This is a genomic window from Streptomyces sp. NPDC002574 (genome assembly GCF_042889545.1).
GTDB lineage: Bacteria > Actinomycetota > Actinomycetes > Streptomycetales > Streptomycetaceae > Actinacidiphila.
This window is the reverse complement of the sequence record NZ_JBIARB010000014.1, coordinates 187268-203393: the sequence shown is the minus strand read 5'-3', so window position 1 is coordinate 203393 and position 16126 is coordinate 187268. Positions and strand designations below refer to the sequence as shown.

Below are 16126 nucleotides of genomic sequence, written 5' to 3'. Positions count from 1 at the left end.
CCCGCGACCCGGACCGGAACGGCATGCCCTCCCTGCGTACGCTGCTGACCCTCCCCCGCATGCTCCGCCATGGCACCGCCGTCGGCGCCGGGCTGCCGCCGGACGAGGCCGTCGTGCTCGACGTGCCCGGCGCCCCGCTGCGCGCCGCGCTGGCCGTGGCGGGCACCGGCGACCACGGCCCGGCCCGGGACCTGCTGTCGGCCACCCGGCTGGGCTGCGAGTGGGAGCGGAGGGACGTGTACGTGGCCGAGATGGCGCAGTTCGCGCTGCACAACCCCGGCTGGCTGGACGCGTGGCTGGCCGCTTCCCCCGACGACCCGGACGCGACGCTGGTCAAGGCCGACCTGTCCATCCTCCAGGCCTGGGAGATACGCAGCGGCGCCCGCGCCAAGGACGTCGAACCGGAGCAGTTCAAGGCCTTCTTCGCCCTGCTCAAGGACGCCGTCCCGGTGATCGGCAGCGCCGCCGAGCTCAACCCGTCGGACCCCGTGCCGTGGCGGATCGCACTCACCCACGCCCGCGGCATCCAGGCCTCCCGCGAGATCTTCGACGCCTACTGGGCCGAGGCCGTCGAGCGCTCGCCGCACCACTACGGCTGCCACGCCACCGCGCTGCAGTACCTGTGCGCGAAGTGGTACGGCTCCCACGAGGAGATGTTCGACTTCGCCGAGCACGCCGCCGACGAGGCGCTGCCCGGCTCGAAGATCAACGCCCTGCCGCTGCTGGCCGCCGTGGAGTACGACATCGTCGCCGGCGGTGCACCCGGCGACGGCGAGGACGGCGAGGACGTCATCGACCCGGCCCGGCTCACCGCCGCCGTCGAGCGCGCCCTGGAGCTGTCCACCTGGTACGAACCCGGTGACCCGGAGGCCGCGGACTTCCGCAACCACCTGGCCCTCATGCTGCTGCGGACGAGCCGCTGGGAGGAGGCGCTGGCCGTCTTCCGGGACATCGGCGTGCACGCCACGAGCCTGCCCTGGGCGTACCTCGGCGCCGATCCGCGCCAGGAGTTCCTGGACTTCCGCACCGGCGTGCGCATGCAGGTCGCCATCCGCACCCGGTTCTTCCACGCCCCGCCCCGGCCGCCGGTCCCGGCCGGCACCCCGGAGTGGGCCCCACGCGCCCTCGCGGTCGCCGCGGCGCCGCTGCCCGCGGTCGCCCAGGCCGCGCTGCTCTGCCGCACGGGGCTGCGGCTGGCGCCCGCCGGGGGTCGCTTCACCTACGTCGAGCTCACCGGTGAGGGCAGCCTCGCGGGCGTGGTCGACCTGTTCACGGCGGGCGAGAAGTGGCCGGCGGTCGTACTGCAGCGGTCCGGCGACCGGTACGGGATCACGCTCTCCTCCCGCGGCAGGAGGCTGGCCGCCCACGAATGGGCACCCGGCGCGCCGGTCCCCTCCCTCGACAGGGCCGGCTCCACCGCCGCCGCGCTCGCGGCCGCCTTCGGCATACCCGACGCACGGCCGCTGACGTCCCTGCTGCGCGGCACCGACGCCCCCGCACGGCGGCTCGCGGACACCGCCGCGGCCCTGGGCCTGCCGGCCCTCCCGGAGGGCTTCGGGGACCACCCTGGCGTCCTCGACGGGTTGCCCGGCGCGCGGATACTGGCCCAGCGGGGCTTCCTGACCGGCGTGAAGGACTCGCTCACCACGGACGAGAGCGCCCTGTCGTTCCCGGCCCCGGGCACCCCCGTCCGGCTGCCGTACCGCTGGTGGCTGCTGCGCGTGCTCTACCTGTTCTTCCTGCTGCCCGGCGCCGCCTTCACCTGGTACAGCGCCTTCCACGGTCACCTGCGCACGGTCCCGCTCGTGGTGACATCCCTGGGCGCGGCCTACGTCCTCGCGCAGGTCGCGCTGGCCCTGCGCCGCCGTTAGGCGCTCCGCGGGAACCGGGATACGTGCGCTTGCGGGTGCGTCGCGGCCGATCGCGCCGTCCCCCGCGCCCCTATGGGGCCCCCGGCCCGCGCTGCCCCCGCGTCCGATACCCCCACCTGCCGGTGCGTCGCGGCCGATCGCGCAGTTCCCCGCGCCCCCTTCGGGCCACGAACCCCCGCCCGATACCCGCACCCACAAGTCCGCTCCCGCCGATCGCACAGTCCCCCGCACCCCGGCGCTGCCCCCGCCCCCGTGGGGCGGGTCCGTCAGGGGGTGGGGGGTGGGGCGCAGGGAAGGGTGCGGAGGTTGCGGGCTTCGCGGTTGCGGGCGGCGAGGAGGTCGTCCGCGGGGTAGCCGACCTCTTCGAGGGTCAGGCCGTGCGGGCGGACGACGTTGACCGCCGAGTGCCGCACGCGCCCGGCCAGCACCTCGCCGGGGAAGCCCTCCGCACGGTGCCCGTCGCCGACCAGCAGCATGGCCCCGACCAGGGCGCGCACCATGTTGTGGCAGAACGCGTCCGCGCGGACGGCCGCGACGGCCACCCCGGAGGGATCGCGCTCCCAGTGCAGCTCCAGCAGGGTGCGGATGGTCGTCGCGCCCTCACGCTTCTTGCAGTACGCGGCGAAGTCGTGCTCCCCGAGCAGTCGTTGCGCGGCCGCGTTCATCAGGTCCACGTCGACCGGCCGGTCGTGCCAGAGCACATGGCCCCGCAGCAGCGGGTCGACACCGCCCTGGTGGTCGCCGACCCGGTAGGCGTAGCGCCGCCAGACCGCCGAGAAGCGGGCGTTGAAGCCCGCCGGGGCCTGAGCGACCCGCCACACGCGTACGTCCCAGGGCAGTCGCCCGGCCAGCCGGCGCATCAGCTTGTCGCCCTCCCGGGCCCACACGTCCTGCGGCAGGTCCACGTGCGCGACCTGTCCCCGCGCGTGCACGCCCGCGTCCGTGCGCCCCGCCACGGTCAGCTCGACCGGGTCGGGCAGCCGCAGCACGGTCTGGAGGGCCGATTCCAGCTCGCCCTGCACGGTCCGCCGACTGCGCTGCTTCGCCCAGCCGGAGAACTCGGCGCCGTCGTACGCCAGGTCCAGCCGCACCCGCACCGAGCCGGGCGCCACCTCGTCACTCACCAGCACTCACCCTCCCAAACGGAACGGGCCCGCACCCAGGAACCTGGGTGCGGGCCCGTCCGAGTACGCCTTACGCGTCCTTGGACTCCTCGGCCGGAGCCTCGGCAGCCTCGGCCTTGTCCTCGACCTCGGCGGGAGCCTCGGTCTTGGTCTCGGCCTCCTTGACCGCGCGCTTGGTCGCGGCCTCCGCCTCACCCGTGGCCTGCTGGGCCACGGTCAGCGCCTCCACCAGCTCGATGACCGCCATCGGCGCGTTGTCGCCACGACGGTTACCGATCTTGGTGATGCGGGTGTAGCCACCCGGACGGTTCTCGTACCGCGGGGCGATCTCGGTGAAGAGCGTGTGGACGATGCTCTTGTCCGTGATCGTCTGCAGCACCAGGCGACGGTTGTGGATGTCGCCCTTCTTCGCCTTGGTGATCAGGCGCTCCGCGACCGGACGCAGACGGCGCGCCTTGGCCTCGGTGGTGGTGATGCGACCGTGCTCGAACAGCGACTTCGCGAGGTTCGCGAGAAGCAGACGCTCGTGCGCGGCGCTGCCGCCCAGACGGGCACCCTTGGCGGGCTTCGGCATGGTGTTTCTCCTCAATCTCTGCACCGGCCGTGTCAGGTACCGGTGTCAGGGCCCCCCGGGCGGGCGCCCGGGGGCAGTCAGATCAGTACTGCTCGGTCTCGACGAAGCCGGCGTCGACGTCGTCGTCCGCGCCGAAGGCGTCGGCGGCGGCGGTCGGGTCGAATCCGGGCGGGCTGTCCTTGAGGGCCAGGCCCATGCCGGCCAGCTTCGCCTTGACCTCGTCGATCGACTTCGCACCGAAGTTGCGGATGTCGAGCAGGTCGGCCTCGGAGCGCGCCACGAGCTCACCCACGGAGTGGATGCCCTCGCGCTTGAGGCAGTTGTAGGAACGGACGGTGAGCTCGAGCTCCTCGATGGGGAGCGCGAGATCGGCCGCCAGGGCGGCGTCCGTCGGCGACGGGCCCATGTCGATGCCCTCGGCGTCGACGTTCAGCTCGCGGGCGAGACCGAACAGCTCGACGAGGGTCTTGCCGGCCGACGCCACGGCGTCACGGGGACGCATGGCGGGCTTGGTCTCGACGTCGACGATCAGCTTGTCGAAGTCGGTGCGCTGCTCGACACGGGTCGCCTCGACCTTGTAGCTGACCTTGAGCACCGGGCTGTAGATGGAGTCGACCGGGATGCGGCCGATCTCCTGGCCCTGCTGCTTGTTCTGGACGGCGGAGACGTAGCCGCGGCCGCGCTCGACGGTCAGCTCCATCTCCAGCTTGCCCTTGCCGTTCAGCGTGGCGAGGACGAGGTCGGGGTTGTGCACCTCGACACCGGCCGGGGGCGCGATGTCGGCGGCGGTGACCACACCCGGGCCCTGCTTGCGCAGGTACATCACGACCGGCTCGTCGTGCTCCGAGGAGACGACCAGCTGCTTGATGTTGAGGATGAGGTCGGTGACGTCCTCCTTGACGCCCGGCACGGTGGTGAACTCGTGCAGGACACCGTCGATCCGGATCGAGGTGACGGCGGCACCCGGGATCGAGGAGAGGAGCGTGCGGCGGAGCGAGTTGCCGAGGGTGTAGCCGAAGCCCGGCTCCAGCGGCTCGATCACGAACCGGGAGCGGAATTCGTCGACGACCTCTTCGGTCAACGAGGGGCGCTGAGCGATCAGCATGGATAAAGCCTTCCAGTCATCGGCACCCGCTATTTGATGCCGAGCCGCCGGGCGTCAGCCCGATATCGATACTGCAAGGGTACGGGCGGTGCGGCGCCAGAAGCGCCGCACCGCCCGGAACCCGTAGCGTTGCGCCGGCGCGGGGCGCCGGTACATCACTGGTCAGACGCGCCGGCGCTTCGGCGGGCGGCATCCGTTGTGCGGGGTCGGCGTGACGTCCTGGATCGAGCCGACCTCCAGGCCGGTGGCCTGGAGCGAGCGGATCGCGGTCTCACGGCCGGAGCCGGGACCCTTGACGAACACATCGACCTTGCGCATGCCGTGCTCCTGCGCGCGACGCGCGGCCGACTCGGCGGCCATCTGCGCGGCGAACGGGGTCGACTTGCGCGAGCCCTTGAAGCCGACGTGGCCGGCGGAGGCCCAGGAGATCACGTTGCCGGACGGGTCCGTGATCGAGACGATGGTGTTGTTGAACGTGCTCTTGATGTGCGCGTGGCCGTGAGCGACGTTCTTCTTTTCCTTGCGGCGCACCTTCTTGGCAGCGCCCTGACGACCCTTGGGGGGCATCTACTAACTCCTACGGGAGGTGGTCGGTCCTACAGCGAAGACCGCTGACGAGCGTCCGCTGAGGACTACTTCTTGCCCGGCTTCTTCTTACCGGCGATGGCGCGACGCGGGCCCTTGCGGGTGCGGGCGTTGGTGTGGGTGCGCTGGCCGTGGACCGGCAGGCCGCGGCGGTGGCGCAGGCCCTGGTAGCAGCCGATCTCGACCTTGCGGCGGATGTCCGCCTGGATCTCGCGACGGAGGTCACCCTCGGTCTTGATGTTGGCGTCCACGTACTCGCGGATCTTGACCAGGTCCTCTTCGTCCAGGTCGCGAACGCGGGCGTTCGGGTTCACGCCCGTGGCGGCGAGGGTCTCCTGGGCCAGAGTACGGCCGATGCCGAAGACGTAGGTGAGGGCAACCTCCACGCGCTTTTCGCGCGGGATGTCAACACCTGAAACGCGTGCCATTCAATGGCTCCTGTTGGTGTTCGGGGGTCTTCTGCAGCACCACTCCTGACCGCCGTACGAGGTACGGATCAGGTCCCCGGCCCCCGGCCGGAGGTGTCGTCAGCCTTGTCGGCTCAACGGATGCTGCCTATGTACACATTGCTTGCGTCGCGCGAAGAACTGCGAGGTGCAGGTCGGTGTGCGTCAGCCCTGGCGCTGCTTGTGGCGCAGGTTGTCGCAGATGACCATGACCCGGCCGTGACGGCGGATCACCTTGCACTTGTCGCAGATCTTCTTGACGCTCGGCTTGACCTTCATGGGATGTCAGGTTCTCCGGGTCGTGAGATCTACTTGTAGCGGTAGACGATCCGTCCGCGCGTGAGGTCGTAGGGAGACAGCTCCACAACGACTCGGTCATCGGGGAGGATGCGGATGTAGTGCATACGCATCTTGCCGCTGATGTGCGCGAGGACCTTGTGACCGTTCTGCAGCTCCACCTTGAACATAGCGTTCGGCAGAGATTCGATCACGGTGCCCTCGATCTCAATGGCGCCTTGCTTCTTGGCCATGTCCTGCTTTCGGGATCGGCTACCTTGGTCGGCTTTTGGCATGCCTGAAGACATACGTGAGCCGACGTGTCAGTCTACGCCAGGCATCCGTGAAAGACGAATCCGGGGTGTATGCCCCCGAATGAAGATCATTAAGCGAGCGGGTCGGGCGCCGCCGTGACCCCGTGCTCCGCCAGCTTGGCCTTGCCGCCGTCCTCGGCGGTGAGCACCAGCGGGCCCTGCTCGGTCAGGGCGACCGAGTGCTCCCAGTGCGAGGCCCAGGTGCCGTCGGTGGTGACCACCGTCCACTGGTCCTGCAGCACCTTGGTGTGCGGGGTGCCCAGGCTGACCATCGGCTCGATGGCGAGGCACATGCCCGGCACCAGCTTGGGCCCGCGGCCCCGGCCGCGCTCGACGTAGTTCAGCACGTGCGGCTCCATGTGCATGGCCGAGCCGATGCCGTGGCCGCCGTACCCCTCGACGATCCCGTACTTGCCCTTGGAGGGCAGCGGCTGCCGGCGGATGTAGGACTCCACCCCGCGGCTGATGTCCTGGAGCCGGTTGTTCTTCTTCACCTGGGCGATGCCGGACCACATCGAGCCCTCGGTGGTCGCGCTGAGCTGCAGCAGCTCCGGGGCGACCGCACCGACCGGGACGGTGATCGCGGCGTCGCCGTGCCAGCCGTCGACGATCGCGCCGCAGTCGATGGAGATCAGGTCGCCCTCCTCCAGCACCCGCCCGCCGGGGATGCCGTGCACGACCTCGTCGTTCACCGACGCGCAGATCACACCCGGGAAGTACAGACCGCCGTGGTCGGCCTTGAAGTTGGAGGTGGCGCCGTGGTCGGCGATCACCTTGGCCGCGATCTCGTCCAGATCGCCGGTGCTCACCCCCGGCGCGACCGCGTCGCGGCACGCCTTGAGCGCCGCCGCGACGACCAGCCCCGCGGCACGCATCTTCGCGATCTGCTCGGGGGTCTTGATCTCCACCATCGGCTCTCGCCTTCCTCAGTGCAGCGGATAGCTCAACGGTACGGCCGCGGCGTCCTCCCGGACACCGCGGCCGCAACGGACTCTGACAGGTTCAGGCGGCGCTGTCGCCCGTGGCCTTCTTGACGCCCAGGGCTTCCATCGCCCGCTGGGTGACCTCGGAGACCTTGCCCAGAGCCGAGATCGTGCGGACCAGGCCCTGCTGCTTGTAGTAGTCGATGATCGGCTCGGTCTTGCTGTGGTACTCCTCGAGCCGGACCCTGACCTTCGCCTCGGTGTCGTCCGAGCGCTGGTAGAGCTCGCCACCGCACTCGTCGCAGACGCCCTCGGCGGCCGGAGGGTTGTAGACCACGTGGAAGACGTGGCTGCCGTCCTTGCGGCACAGCCGGCGACCGGCGATCCGCTTGACGACCTCTTCCTCCGGGACCTCCAGGTCCAGGACCGCGTCCAGCGCTATCCCGTTCTCGCTGAGGATCGTGTCGAGCGCCTGGGCCTGGCCGACGTTCCGCGGGAAGCCGTCCAGCAGGAAGCCGTTCCCGGCGTCGGGCTGGAGCATGCGGTCCTGGGCCATGCCGATGGTGATCTCGTCGGGAACCAGCCGGCCGGCGTCCATGTACTCCTGGGCCTTGCGGCCCAGTTCCGTGCCCTGGCTGATGTTCGCCCGGAAGAGGTCGCCCGTGGAGATGTGCGGGATCGACAGGTTCCTGGCAAGGTACGCGGCCTGCGTACCCTTGCCGGCCCCGGGGGGCCCGACGAGGACAATGCGCATCAGCGGAGGAACCCTTCGTAGTTACGCTGCTGAAGCTGGCTCTCGATCTGCTTCACGGTTTCCAGGCCGACACCCACGATGATCAGGATGCTCGTCCCGCCGAACGGGAAGTTCTGGTTCGCGTTGAACAGCACCAGCGCCACGGTGGGCACCAGGGCGATCAGACCCAGGTACATCGCGCCCGGCCACGTGATGCGGTTGAGCACGTAGCTGAGGTACTCCGCGGTGGGTCGACCAGCCCGGATGCCCGGGATGAACCCACCATACTTCTTCATGTTGTCCGCGACTTCCTCGGGGTTGAACGAGATGGCCACGTAGAAGAAGGCAAAGAAGACAATCAGCAGGAAGTACGTGGCGATGTAGATCGGGTGATCGCCCTTGACCAGGTTGTCCCTGACCCAGTTTGCCCACGTTGAGGTGGATCCACTGAACTGGACGACCAGTGACGGGATGTACAGGAGCGATGACGCGAAGATGACGGGAATCACACCCGCCTGGTTCACCTTCAGCGGGATGTAGGTGGACGTACCGCCGTAGGAACGGCGGCCGATCATGCGCTTGGCGTACTGCACGGGGATCCGGCGCTGCGCCTGCTCCACGAAGACCACCAGGGCCACCATCGCCAGGCCGACCAGGATGACCGCACCGAACTCGACCCAGCCGTCCGCGATCTTGCCGGACTTCTTGATCGCCCAGAGGGCGCCGGGGAAGCCGGCCGCGATGGACAGGAACATCAGGATCGACATGCCGTTGCCGATGCCGCGGTCGGTGATCAGCTCGCCCAGCCACATGATGAACGCGGTGCCCGCGGTCATCGTGATGACCATCGTGACGGTCGTGAAGATCGACTGGTTCGGGACGATGCTGAAGCGCTCGGTGCACCCCTGGAACAGGCTGCCGGAGCGGGCGGTCGCCACCAGACCCGTGCCCTGCAGGACCGCGAGGGCCACCGTCAGATAACGGGTGTACTGCGTGATCTTGGTCTGGCCGGCCTGACCCTCCTTCTTGAGGGCCTCGAGCCGGGGGATGACCACGGTCAGCAGCTGCAGGATGATGCTCGCCGTGATGTACGGCATGATCCCGAGCGCGAAGATGGTCAGCTGAAGGAGCGCGCCGCCGCTGAAGAGGTTCACCAGGCCGAAGAGACCCTGGCTACCCTGCACCTCCTTGATGCACTGGTTCACGACCTGGTAGTCGATCCCCGGGATCGGGATGTGCGCACCCAGCCGGAACAGCACCATGATGCCCAGCGTGAACAGCAGCTTCTTGCGCAGGTCGGGCGTCCTGAACGCCCGGGCGAACGCGGTGAGCACGGTGCCTCCTGCGCCCCCCGCTTCTTGGGCGGGGGGTAACGGTTGAACAGCAACGAATACGAGTGTGGTCCCAGACCCGCGTCAGCACACAGGCTTCACGAGACTAGCAGCGTCTGCCACCTTACCGGCGCACGGCCACCGCTTGGAATGAACAACCGGGGATGCTCCGCACAATGTGCGGAACATCCCCGGTCGGATGTTGCATCACTCAGACGAGCTCGGTGACCGAGCCGCCCGCAGCGGTGATCTTCTCCTTGGCGGAGCCGGAGACCGCGTCAACGGTCACCTGCAGCGCCACGGAGACCTCGCCGGTGCCGAGCACCTTGACGAGCTGGTTCTTGCGCACCGCGCCCTTGGCGACCAGATCGGCCACCGTGACCTCGCCACCCTCGGGGTAGAGCGCGGTCAGCTTGTCCAGGTTCACGACCTGGAACTCGGTGCGGAAGGGGTTCTTGAACCCCTTCAGCTTCGGCAGGCGCATGTGGAGGGGCATCTGCCCACCCTCGAAGCGCGCCGGCACCTGGTAACGGGCCTTGGTGCCCTTGGTACCACGACCGGCCGTCTTGCCCTTGGACGCCTCACCACGACCCACACGGGTCTTGGCGGTCTTGGCGCCGGGGGCCGGACGGAGGTTGTGGACCTTCAGCGGATTCGACGTGTTGTCGGTTCCCATGTCAGTCAACCTCCTCGACCGTGACGAGGTGGCGGACAGTCTGGACCATGCCGCGGATCTCCGGGCGGTCCTCCTTGACCACAACGTCGTTCAGCCGCTTCAGGCCGAGCGAACGCAGGGTGTCACGGTGGTTCTGCTTGCTACCGATGTACGACTTGACCTGCGTGACCTTGAGGCGAGCCATTACGCACCCACCCCAGCACGCGCCCGGAGCAGAGCCGCGGGAGCCACGTCCTCGAGGGGCAGGCCACGACGGGCGGCGATCTCCTCGGGGCGCTGCAGGCCCTGGAGAGCGGCCACCGTGGCGTGCACGATGTTGATCGCGTTGTCGGAGCCGAGCGACTTCGACAGAACGTCGTGGATACCGGCGCACTCCAGAACGGCGCGCACCGGACCACCGGCGATCACACCCGTACCGGGGGAAGCAGGCTTGAGCAGGACAACGCCCGCGGCCTTCTCGCCCTGGATGGGGTGGGGGATGGTGCCCTGGATGCGGGGGACCTTGAAGAAGTGCTTCTTGGCCTCCTCAACACCCTTGGCGATGGCGGCCGGCACCTCCTTGGCCTTGCCGTAACCGACACCCACGGTGCCGTCACCATCGCCCACCACGACCAGCGCGGTGAAGCTGAAGCGACGACCACCCTTCACAACCTTGGCGACGCGGTTGATCGCGACAACGCGCTCAACGTACGCGGTCTTCTCGGCGGCAGCTGCGCCGCCGTCACGGCCCTTCCGGTCCCGCCGCTCGCCGCCACCGGCACCGCCACCGCGGCGCTGGGGTCCAGCCATTGGATTACCTCTCTCTGTTTCCGCTAGCTACGGAACCGGCTCAGAAACCGAGTCCGGCTTCGCGGGCGGCGTCGGCAAGGGCGGCAATGCGCCCGGCGTACCGGTTGCCACCACGGTCGAACACGACGGTCTCGACACCGGCCGCCTTGGCGCGCTCGGCGACCAGCTGGCCGACCTTCTTCGCCTGCTCGGTCTTGTCGCCCTCGACACCGCGAACCGAGGTGTCCAGGTGCGACGCCGAGGCCAGCGTGTGGCCCTTGAGGTCGTCGATGACCTGCGCCGTGATACCGCGGTTGGACCGGGTCACGACCAGGCGCGGACGCGCCTCGGTGCCCGAGACACGCTTGCGGACCCGGATGTGGCGGCGCTTCTTGGCGGCGCCCTTGTAAGCATCGCCCTTGGCGATCTTCACACCGTATGCCATGGCTTACTTACCAGCCTTTCCGACCTTGCGGCGGATGACTTCGCCCTCGTACTTGACGCCCTTGGCCTTGTACGGGTCGGGCTTCCGCAGCTTGCGGATGTTCGCGGCGACCTCGCCGACCTTCTGCTTGTCGATGCCCTCGACCGAGAACTTGGTCGGGTTCTCGACCTTGAAGGAGATGCCCTCGGGGGCCTCGACAAGGATCGGGTGGCTGTAGCCCAGGGCGAACTCCAGGTTGGAGCCCTTCGCCTGGACGCGGTAGCCGACACCGCTGATCTCGAGCCTCTTCACGTAGCCCGCGGTCACGCCGGTGATCATGTTCGCCACCAGCGTGCGGGACAGGCCGTGCAGGGCCTTGTTCTGACGCTCGTCGTTCGGGCGCGTCACCTGCAGGGTGCCGTCCTCGCCCTTGGCGATGTCGATCGGCGCGGCAACGGTGTGGGTCAGGGAACCCTTGGGGCCCTTCACCGAGACCGTCCGGCCATCGATGGTGACGTCCACGCCGGCGGGAACCGGGATGGGCAGCCGTCCAATTCGCGACATGGCTTTACCTCCGTTTCCCGACTACCAGACGTAGGCGAGGACTTCCCCACCCACGCCCTTCTTGTTCGCCTGCTTGTCGGTGAGGAGCCCGTGGGAGGTGGAGATGATCGCCACGCCCAGGCCGCCGAGCACCTTCGGCAGGTTGGTGGACTTTGCGTAGACCCGCAGACCGGGCTTGCTGATGCGCTTGATACCGGCGATCGAGCGCTCGCGGTTCGGACCGAACTTCAGCTCGAGAACGAGGCTCTTGCCGACCTCGGCGTCCTCGACCTTCCAGCCGGTGATGTAACCCTCCTGCTGGAGGATTTCCGCGATGTGCGACTTGATCTTGCTGAACGGCATCGCGACGTCGTCGTGATACGCGGAATTCGCGTTCCGCAGACGCGTCAACATGTCTGCGATCGGGTCAGTCATGGTCATGTGATGGCCTTAGGCCTCTCTCGCCGGGGTTTCCTATATGCGCCATCCCTCTCCCCCATCAGACTGGGGACGGGTGCGGCGCGGGGACCTACGGCGTAGTAAGACGGTCATGGGCGACGAGCGCCCAACCCTTCTACCTTACGGTATGCGGGAAGGGAGTTCCGCCGCCCGCCAGACGCCCCGCGAAGGGCGCCGGCGGACGACGGACGGGAACTCGCCGTCCTTGATGCTCACCGAGAGTCCGGCACAACCCAGAAGGGTTGTTACCAGGAGCTCTTGGTCACGCCCGGCAGCTCACCGCGGTGTGCCATCTCACGAAGGCACACGCGGCAGAGGCCGAACTTGCGGTACACGGAGTGCGGACGGCCGCAACGCTGGCAGCGCGTGTAACCACGCACGCCGAACTTGGGCTTGCGGGCGGCCTTCGCGATAAGAGCCTTCTTCGCCACGGCTCACGCCTCCTTGAACGGGAAGCCGAGGTGACGAAGGAGCGCGCGGCCCTCAGCGTCGTTGGTCGCCGTGGTCACCACGGTGATGTCCATACCCCGGACACGGTCGATCTTGTCCTGGTCGATCTCGTGGAACATGACCTGCTCCGTGAGACCGAAGGTGTAGTTGCCGCGGCCGTCGAACTGCTTCGGCGAAAGACCCCGGAAGTCGCGGATACGCGGAAGCGCGAGCGACAGCAGGCGGTCCAGGAACTCCCACATGCGGTCACCGCGGAGGGTGACGTGGGCGCCGATCGGCTGACCCTCGCGCAGCTTGAACTGCGCGATGGACTTCCGGGCCTTGGTGACGGCCGGCTTCTGGCCGGTGATCGTGGTGAGGTCGCGGATGGCGCCCTCGATCAGCTTGGAGTCGCGGGCGGCGTCGCCCACACCCATGTTGACCACGATCTTGGTGAGACCGGGGATCTGCATGACGTTCTCGTACTGGAACTCGTCACGCATCTTGCCCGCGATCTCCTCGCGGTAGCGCGCCTTCAGACGCGGCTTCACGTGCGTCGTGTCGGTGGTAGTCATCAGATGTCCTCACCGGTCCGCTTCGCAACGCGGATCTTGTTGCCCTCGTCGTCGAAGCGGTAGCCGACGCGAGTCACGACCTTGTTGCCGTCCTTCTCCACGACCAGCTGGACGTTGGAGACGTGGACGGGGGCCTCGGTCGTGATGATGCCGCCGGTCTTCGAACCGCGGTCCGTCTGGCCGGCCTTCGTGTGCTTCTTGACCCGGTTGACACCCTCGACCAGGACACGGTCCTCAGTCGGGTAGGCCGCGATGACCTTGCCCTGCTTGCCCTTGTCCTTACCGGTGATGACCTGGACCAGGTCGCCCTTCTTGATCTTCATCGGTTACAGCACCTCCGGAGCGAGCGAGATGATCTTCATGAACTTCTTCTCGCGCAGCTCCCGGCCCACCGGGCCGAAGATGCGGGTGCCGCGGGGGTCACCGTCGTTCTTGAGGATGACGGCCGCGTTCTCGTCGAAGCGGATGTACGAGCCGTCGGCACGGCGGCGCTCCTTGACGGTGCGCACGACGACCGCCTTGACGACGTCGCCCTTCTTCACGTTGCCACCGGGGATCGCGTCCTTGACGGTGGCGACAATGACGTCACCGATTCCCGCGTAGCGGCGACCGGAGCCGCCGAGCACACGGATGCAAAGGATTTCCTTCGCACCAGTGTTGTCGGCGACACGCAGTCGCGACTCCTGCTGGATCACGTCTATCTCCTGATCGTCTGCCGGTTCCCGCAGGATCCTTGCGGATCACCCTGCGAGCCTGGCGGAACCGTCCTGCGGGATGTTCCCCGCAGGAATTGCTGGCCGGCTCCGGGCCGGCCGCGTGCGATCACGCGGCCGGTCCCGGGCCCGGCGTGTTACTTGGCCTTCTCGAGGATCTCGACGACGCGCCAGCGCTTGGTCGCGGACAGCGGCCGGGTCTCCATGAGGAGGACACGGTCGCCGACGCCCGCGGCGTTCTGCTCGTCGTGCGCCTTGAGCTTGTTGGTGCGGCGGATGACCTTGCCGTAGAGGGCGTGCTTCACACGGTCCTCGACGGCGACCACGACGGTCTTGTCCATCTTGTCGCTCACCACGAGGCCCTCACGGGTCTTGCGGTCGCCGCGCTGCTCGCTGCTCTCAGTCACATTCTTCTCGCTCATCAGGCGTTCTCCACCGTCTCGATGCCGAGCTCACGCTCACGCATGAGGGTGTAGATCCGGGCGATGTCCTTGCGGACGATCTTCAGCCGGGAGTTGTTCTCGAGCTGTCCGGTGGCCGCCTGGAAGCGGAGGTTGAACAGCTCCTCCTTGGCCTCACGCAGCTTGCCGACGAGTTCCTCGTCGCCCAGCTGACGCAGCTCGGTCGCCTTGGTACCGGCCGCCATCACAGCTCACCTGCCTCGCGCCGGACGATCCGGCACTTCATCGGAAGCTTGTGGGCGGCTCGGGTGAGCGCCTCACGCGCAACCTTCTCGTTCGGGAAGGACAGCTCGAACATCACCCGACCGGGCTTGACGTTCGCGACCCACCACTCCGGGGAGCCCTTACCGGAACCCATGCGGGTTTCGGCCGGCTTCTTCGTGAGGGGACGGTCCGGGTAGATGTTGATCCAGACCTTGCCGCCACGGCGGATGTGACGGGTGATGGCGATACGAGCGGACTCGATCTGCCGGTTCGTCACGTAGGCCGGGGTCAGCGCCTGGATGCCGTACTCACCGAACGCCAGCTCGGTGCCACCCTTGGCCATGCCATCGCGGTTGGGGTGGTGCTGCTTACGGTGCTTGACCCGACGGGGGATCAGCATGGGGGTCAGGCCTCCGTTCCAGTGGTCTCCGCGGCCGGGGCCTCAGCGGTGGTCGCCTCGGCCTTGGGGGCCTGGGCGTCACCCTGGGGACGACGGCCACGGCCGCCGCGCTCGCCACCGCGGCGCTGCGGGCGGTCGTTGCCGCCGGCGCCGCCGCCACGGGCCGGGCGGTTGCCGGCGCGGGCCGCGGCGTTGTCCGCGCGGACCTCGGCGATGTTCTTGACATCGCCCTTGTAGATCCAGACCTTCACGCCGATACGGCCGAAGGTCGTCTTGGCCTCGAAGAAGCCGTAGTCGACGTTGGCGCGCAGCGTGTGCAGCGGAACGCGACCCTCGCGGTAGAACTCCGAGCGGGACATCTCGGCGCCGCCGAGACGGCCACCGCACTGGATCTTGATGCCCTTGGCGCCGGCCTTCATCGTGCTCTGCATGCTCTTGCGCATGGCACGACGGAAGGAGACGCGGGAGGACAGCTGCTCGGCGACGGCCTGGGCCACCAGCTGAGCGTCCGTCTCCGGGTTCTTGACCTCGAGGATGTTCAGCTGGACCTGCTTGCCGGTCAGCTTCTCCAGGTCGCCGCGGATGCGGTCGGCCTCCGCGCCGCGACGGCCGATGACGATGCCCGGCCGGGCGGTGTGGATGTCGACGCGGACGCGGTCGCGGGTGCGCTCGATCTCAACCTTCGAGATGCCGGCCCGCTCCATGCCCTGCGTCATCATCTTGCGGATGGCGACGTCTTCCTTGACGTAGTCCTTGTACAGCTTGTCGGCGTACCACCGGGACTTGAAGTCCGTGGTGATGCCGAGGCGGAACCCGTACGGGTTAACCTTCTGGCCCATTACCGGGTTCCTTCCTTGCTGCTGACGACCACGGTGATGTGGCTGGTCCGCTTACGGATCCGGTAGGCACGACCCTGCGCACGCGGACGGAACCGCTTCAGGGTCGGGCCCTCGTCCACGAACGCCTCGCTGATGTACAGCGACTCGGCATCGGTGTGGTCGTAGTTGTGCGCGGCGTTGGCAATGGCGCTGTCGAGCACCTTGCCCACCGGCACGCTCGCGGCCTGCGGGGCGAAACGCAGGACCGCCTGAGCCTCCGTGGCACTCATGCCACGGATGAGGTCCACCACGCGGCGGGCCTTCATGGGCGTGACGCGGATGTACCGCGCCTGGGCCCTGGCTTCCATGGTTGT

General features: G+C 68.3%; 26 protein-coding genes. 1 reads left to right on the top strand and 25 read right to left on the bottom strand.

The window, feature by feature from the left end; translation table 11 throughout:
* The first annotated feature begins 23 nt into the window (after positions 1-23).
* Positions 24-1871, top strand: coding sequence for a hypothetical protein (locus tag ACFYXS_RS31415; RefSeq protein ID WP_389254284.1), 1848 nt, complete (start codon positions 24-26; stop codon positions 1869-1871).
* Positions 1872-2137: 266 nt separating this feature from the next.
* Here ACFYXS_RS31415 and truA read toward each other — a convergent pair whose 3' ends face one another.
* From truA to rplV, 25 genes are all read right to left on the bottom strand, one after another.
* Positions 2138-2995 (bottom strand): tRNA pseudouridine(38-40) synthase TruA, encoded by an 858-nt coding sequence (truA, locus tag ACFYXS_RS31410; RefSeq protein WP_389254282.1) that lies wholly within the window; start codon positions 2993-2995, stop codon positions 2138-2140.
* 70 nt (positions 2996-3065) lie between these two features.
* A complete protein-coding gene (gene rplQ, locus ACFYXS_RS31405; RefSeq protein ID WP_319658500.1) occupies positions 3066-3569 on the bottom strand; it encodes a 50S ribosomal protein L17 in 504 nt (167 codons plus the stop codon).
* Positions 3570-3651: 82 nt separating this feature from the next.
* Positions 3652-4674 carry a DNA-directed RNA polymerase subunit alpha gene (locus tag ACFYXS_RS31400; protein ID WP_319658499.1) on the bottom strand — a complete coding sequence of 341 codons (1023 nt, stop codon included), beginning with the start codon at positions 4672-4674 and terminating at the stop codon, positions 3652-3654.
* A gap of 162 nt (positions 4675-4836) precedes the next feature.
* Positions 4837-5241: a 30S ribosomal protein S11 gene (gene rpsK, locus ACFYXS_RS31395; RefSeq protein WP_003956432.1), complete on the bottom strand. Its 405-nt coding sequence runs from the start codon at positions 5239-5241 to the stop codon at positions 4837-4839.
* A 65-nt stretch (positions 5242-5306) separates the two neighbouring features.
* Positions 5307-5687 (bottom strand): 30S ribosomal protein S13, encoded by a 381-nt coding sequence (gene rpsM, locus ACFYXS_RS31390; RefSeq protein WP_389254277.1) that lies wholly within the window; start codon positions 5685-5687, stop codon positions 5307-5309.
* Positions 5688-5870: 183 nt separating this feature from the next.
* Complete coding sequence (gene rpmJ / locus ACFYXS_RS31385) at positions 5871-5984, bottom strand: 50S ribosomal protein L36 (RefSeq protein ID WP_003956441.1); 114 nt, start codon at positions 5982-5984, stop codon at positions 5871-5873.
* Between the two features lie 29 nt (positions 5985-6013).
* On the bottom strand, positions 6014-6235 hold the full coding sequence (gene infA, locus ACFYXS_RS31380) for a translation initiation factor IF-1 (RefSeq protein WP_003956442.1): 222 nt from the start codon (positions 6233-6235) through the stop codon (positions 6014-6016).
* A 131-nt stretch (positions 6236-6366) separates the two neighbouring features.
* On the bottom strand, positions 6367-7206 hold the full coding sequence (gene map, locus ACFYXS_RS31375; protein ID WP_389254275.1) for a type I methionyl aminopeptidase: 840 nt from the start codon (positions 7204-7206) through the stop codon (positions 6367-6369).
* 91 nt (positions 7207-7297) lie between these two features.
* Entirely contained in the window at positions 7298-7972 is a 675-nt protein-coding gene (locus tag ACFYXS_RS31370) for an adenylate kinase (RefSeq protein WP_389254273.1), read from the bottom strand.
* Positions 7972-9285 (bottom strand): preprotein translocase subunit SecY, encoded by a 1314-nt coding sequence (gene secY, locus ACFYXS_RS31365; RefSeq protein ID WP_389254271.1) that lies wholly within the window; start codon positions 9283-9285, stop codon positions 7972-7974. Before secY ends, ACFYXS_RS31370 begins: the two co-directional genes overlap by 1 nt.
* A gap of 208 nt (positions 9286-9493) precedes the next feature.
* Positions 9494-9958, bottom strand: coding sequence for a 50S ribosomal protein L15 (gene rplO / locus ACFYXS_RS31360; protein ID WP_384295517.1), 465 nt, complete (start codon positions 9956-9958; stop codon positions 9494-9496).
* Between the two features lies 1 nt (position 9959).
* Positions 9960-10142, bottom strand: coding sequence for a 50S ribosomal protein L30 (rpmD, locus tag ACFYXS_RS31355; RefSeq protein WP_087927574.1), 183 nt, complete (start codon positions 10140-10142; stop codon positions 9960-9962).
* A complete protein-coding gene (rpsE, locus tag ACFYXS_RS31350) occupies positions 10142-10747 on the bottom strand; it encodes a 30S ribosomal protein S5 (RefSeq protein WP_319658494.1) in 606 nt (201 codons plus the stop codon). The genes rpmD and rpsE overlap by 1 nt, the downstream gene beginning before the upstream one ends.
* A gap of 40 nt (positions 10748-10787) precedes the next feature.
* Positions 10788-11171 (bottom strand): 50S ribosomal protein L18, encoded by a 384-nt coding sequence (gene rplR / locus ACFYXS_RS31345; RefSeq protein ID WP_389254268.1) that lies wholly within the window; start codon positions 11169-11171, stop codon positions 10788-10790.
* A 3-nt stretch (positions 11172-11174) separates the two neighbouring features.
* Positions 11175-11714 carry a 50S ribosomal protein L6 gene (rplF, locus tag ACFYXS_RS31340; protein WP_389254266.1) on the bottom strand — a complete coding sequence of 180 codons (540 nt, stop codon included), beginning with the start codon at positions 11712-11714 and terminating at the stop codon, positions 11175-11177.
* 21 nt (positions 11715-11735) lie between these two features.
* Positions 11736-12134, bottom strand: coding sequence for a 30S ribosomal protein S8 (gene rpsH / locus ACFYXS_RS31335; protein ID WP_389254264.1), 399 nt, complete (start codon positions 12132-12134; stop codon positions 11736-11738).
* Positions 12135-12397: 263 nt separating this feature from the next.
* Positions 12398-12583: a type Z 30S ribosomal protein S14 gene (locus tag ACFYXS_RS31330; protein ID WP_003948630.1), complete on the bottom strand. Its 186-nt coding sequence runs from the start codon at positions 12581-12583 to the stop codon at positions 12398-12400.
* Between the two features lie 3 nt (positions 12584-12586).
* Entirely contained in the window at positions 12587-13156 is a 570-nt protein-coding gene (rplE, locus tag ACFYXS_RS31325; protein WP_319658490.1) for a 50S ribosomal protein L5, read from the bottom strand.
* Entirely contained in the window at positions 13156-13479 is a 324-nt protein-coding gene (gene rplX, locus ACFYXS_RS31320; protein ID WP_360902495.1) for a 50S ribosomal protein L24, read from the bottom strand. The genes rplE and rplX overlap by 1 nt, the downstream gene beginning before the upstream one ends.
* 3 nt (positions 13480-13482) lie before the next feature.
* Positions 13483-13851: a 50S ribosomal protein L14 gene (rplN, locus tag ACFYXS_RS31315; RefSeq protein ID WP_319658488.1), complete on the bottom strand. Its 369-nt coding sequence runs from the start codon at positions 13849-13851 to the stop codon at positions 13483-13485.
* A 155-nt stretch (positions 13852-14006) separates the two neighbouring features.
* Positions 14007-14291 (bottom strand): 30S ribosomal protein S17, encoded by a 285-nt coding sequence (gene rpsQ, locus ACFYXS_RS31310; RefSeq protein ID WP_319658487.1) that lies wholly within the window; start codon positions 14289-14291, stop codon positions 14007-14009.
* Positions 14291-14515, bottom strand: a complete 225-nt coding sequence (gene rpmC, locus ACFYXS_RS31305; RefSeq protein WP_319658486.1) for a 50S ribosomal protein L29 — start codon at positions 14513-14515, stop codon at positions 14291-14293. The genes rpsQ and rpmC overlap by 1 nt, the downstream gene beginning before the upstream one ends.
* A complete protein-coding gene (gene rplP / locus ACFYXS_RS31300; protein ID WP_389254260.1) occupies positions 14515-14934 on the bottom strand; it encodes a 50S ribosomal protein L16 in 420 nt (139 codons plus the stop codon). The genes rpmC and rplP overlap by 1 nt, the downstream gene beginning before the upstream one ends.
* Before the next feature lie 5 nt (positions 14935-14939).
* A complete protein-coding gene (gene rpsC / locus ACFYXS_RS31295; protein ID WP_389254258.1) occupies positions 14940-15773 on the bottom strand; it encodes a 30S ribosomal protein S3 in 834 nt (277 codons plus the stop codon).
* Positions 15773-16120, bottom strand: a complete 348-nt coding sequence (gene rplV, locus ACFYXS_RS31290) for a 50S ribosomal protein L22 (RefSeq protein WP_319139012.1) — start codon at positions 16118-16120, stop codon at positions 15773-15775. The genes rpsC and rplV overlap by 1 nt, the downstream gene beginning before the upstream one ends.
* Positions 16121-16126 lie beyond the last annotated feature (6 nt).